Source organism: Pedobacter sp. 01T416_2, from assembly GCF_056398925.1.
In genome coordinates this window covers 1-2930 of the sequence record NZ_JBFTQI010000733.1, presented here as the reverse complement: position 1 = coordinate 2930, position 2930 = coordinate 1, and the positions used below count along the sequence as shown (strand labels likewise).

Annotated in this window: 3 protein-coding genes; 2 read left to right on the top strand and 1 reads right to left on the bottom strand. The window is 37.4% G+C overall.

Features of this window, described 5'->3' with window-relative positions:
- Both AC1DPQ_RS23280 and AC1DPQ_RS23275 read left to right on the top strand, forming a co-directional pair.
- Positions 1–651: OmpP1/FadL family transporter (locus AC1DPQ_RS23280; RefSeq protein ID WP_477611021.1), on the top strand; the 651-nt coding region annotated here is incomplete at its 5' end.
- An 11-nt stretch (positions 652–662) separates the two neighbouring features.
- Entirely contained in the window at positions 663–1961 is a 1299-nt protein-coding gene (locus AC1DPQ_RS23275) for a G-D-S-L family lipolytic protein (protein ID WP_477611020.1), read from the top strand.
- Between the two features lie 52 nt (positions 1962–2013).
- Here the strand turns inward: AC1DPQ_RS23275 and miaA are convergent, their stop codons facing one another.
- Positions 2014–2919: a tRNA (adenosine(37)-N6)-dimethylallyltransferase MiaA gene (miaA, locus tag AC1DPQ_RS23270; protein ID WP_477611022.1), complete on the bottom strand. Its 906-nt coding sequence runs from the start codon at positions 2917–2919 to the stop codon at positions 2014–2016.
- Between the last annotated feature and the right edge of the window lie 11 nt (positions 2920–2930).

Here is a 2930-nt window from a genome sequence, read left to right as displayed (position 1 = left end):
GGAACAGGTTATGGATGGAATGCGGGTTTATATATCAAAACATTAAGCAATATCTCTTTTGCACTCGTACATAAATCGAAGGTAATTACGAAACTTGATGCTGGTTCAGCAGAATTTGAGGTTCCAAAGTCATTAGAAGGATCTTTTCCAGCAGGAAATACCTTTAACGCTGAATTACCTTTACCAGCTACCACAAGTTTAGGTGTAGGTATTCCATTGTCAAAAAGTACAGTTTTAGCTTTTGATGCAAGTTGGGTACAATGGCATATTTATCAGGATTTGTCTTTTGATTATGCTACCAATACACCTGCGCTGGTTGATACAAAATCAGCGCGCAATTATCGTGATGGTTCTTCGTTTAAATTAGGTATTAACCACCAGGCCTCAGAGAAATTAGCATTAAGAGCAGGTATTGGTTATGCTTTCTCTCCGGTACAGGACGGGTACGTAACACCTGAAGCTCCTGATGCTGACCGATACATTTTAAGTGCAGGTTTAGGTTATACGCCAACCCGCCATTTCGAAGTTAATGCATCGTTCTTTTTTGAAGATGTTAAATCGCGTAAACAAAAGAATATTGAAACGGGCCTAGATGGTACCTTTAAAACTTTGGTTTATGCACCAGGTATTTCGTTAACTTATAAATGGTAGGAGAAATTTAAATGAAAAGATATATATTAAATAGTTTCGTTGCTGCTATCATCCTTTTTGCAGCAGCTTGTAAACCCGAAATAGAAACGTCTGCAGGTACAACTGCCGGACAAGCTAATTTTAGTAAATACATTGCTGTGGGTAACTCCTTAACTTCAGGATATGCCGATGGAGGTTTATATTTGGAAGGACAAAAAGTTGCTTATCCAAACCTAATTGCCGCCAAAATGGCTACGGTCGGTGGTGGGGCATTTACCTCTCCGTTTTTTAGCGAAGAACATTCAAATGGCTCAGGTTATATTTCTTTAACAGCACTGGTTAATGGTACCCCAACTTTAACTCCTGTTGTTGATAAACTGGCTATAAGAGATGCAGCGAAGCATTTAGACAAATTCAATGACGAAATCCAAAACTTGGGTATACCTGGAATGCGTGTTGATCTGGCCTTCGATCCAACGCTTACTTTCAGTGCTGCAAATCCTTATTTCGAGCGTTTGTTGCCAGATGCTCAGGTAGGTAAAACCAATTATTTTCAGTTTATTCAAGGAAGAAATCATACTTTTTTCTCGCTTTGGCTTGGAAATAATGATGTATTGGGTTACGCTTTAAATGGTGCAGTTACCGTATCTACCGATCCTACAACGGCTTTAACAGATAAGGTTACTTTTTCTTCTTTATATGCTAATTTTTTAAATGTTTTAACTGCAGCTGGCCAAAAAGGTATAGTTGGTACTATTCCTGATGTAACTGCAATCCCTTATTTTAATACAGTTACTGTAGCAGCTTTATTAAATGCTGCCAAAGCAATTAATCCTGCAGCGGCAGCTATTTATATTCAAACAGGAACAGGTTCGGTAAGGCCTGCAACTGCTGAAGATTTAATCCGTTTACCGTTTCAATCAGAGGGCATATTTGGCAAGCCAAATGGTTCTGGCATTCCTTATGGTTTACACCCATTAAATCCGATTGAAAATAAATGGGTATTAGATAAGGATGAAGTAATTAAATTAAAAGATTATGTAAATAGCTACAATAGCAGCATTAAATCTTTAGCTACAAGCAAAGGTTTGGCCATTGCAGACACTTATGCTTATTTTAATCAGGTTAAAACTGGTATTAATGTTCAGGGGGTTGGTATCAATGCTTCATTTATTACCGGTGGCGCATTCTCTTTAGATGGTGTTCACTTAACGCCGCGTGGAAATGCAGTAATTGCCAATGTATTTATAGATGCCATTAATGCTAAATACGGTTCTACCGTACCAAACATTGATATTACGCAATATAGAGGCGTTAAATTCCCAAATTAATTCAAAAAGATTTTTATATTTTTAAAAGGTTCTAACGCTGTTGGGACCTTTTTCATTTTAGCCTATCATGGATAAAATTGATTACCCTTTCTTTTTCAATAGGTTCAAACCAATTGATCTCTTCATCTCTTCTAAACCAGGTGAGTTGGCGTTTGGCAAAGCGACGCGTATTTTGTTTGATTGCTGAAACGGCATCTTCAAGAGATAATTTTCCGTCTAGGTAATCGAAAAGTTCACTGTAACCTACCGTGTTTAAAGCATTATATTTTTTAAAGGGTATAAGCGACTTTACTTCTTCTATTAAACCATCAGCAATCATTTTATCAACTCTTTGGTTGATTCGGTCGTAAAGGATAGCACGATCGGTATTGAGACCTATTTTGATAATGTTAAATGGTCTTTTCTTTTTTGTAGCGGAAAGCATTGACGAAAGTTTTTGTCCGGTTGATAAAAATACCTCTAAACCCCTGATCATTCTTTGTGGATTTTGTTGATCTACCTTTGCAAAATATTCAGGATCTAATGCTGCCAGCTGTTTTTGGATACTTGATAATCCTTCTTCTTCAAACTGTTTATTGAGCCTTTCACGTATGGCTAAATCAATATCTGGCATTTCATCCAAGCCATTAATTAACGCATTAACATATAAACCTGAACCTCCAACCATAATGGCCAGATTGTGTTTTTTGAAAATTTGATCGAGGGTATTTAACCCTTCTATTTCAAAATCGCCTGTGCTGAAGAGTTGTGAAACCGAATGTGAATCAATAAAGTGATGTTTTGCTGCTGCTAACTCGCCTGCATCAGGTTTTGCGGTTCCTATGGCCATTTCCTTAAAAAACTGACGGGAATCGGCAGAAATGATTTCTGTATCAAAATGTTGTGCCAGTTCAATACCCAAGGCTGTTTTGCCAATTGCAGTAGGACCAACAATGGATATTAAGGTTTTAGGATGCATGAGCTTTGTAT

Bases quoted from the DNA above. Each gene is read 5' to 3' on its own strand.
- AC1DPQ_RS23275 (WP_477611020.1), top strand. From the start codon at position 663: ATGAAAAGATATATATTAAATAGTTTCGTTGCTGCTATCATCCTTTTT.
- miaA (WP_477611022.1), bottom strand. From the start codon at position 2,919: ATGCATCCTAAAACCTTAATATCCATTGTTGGTCCTACTGCAATTGGC.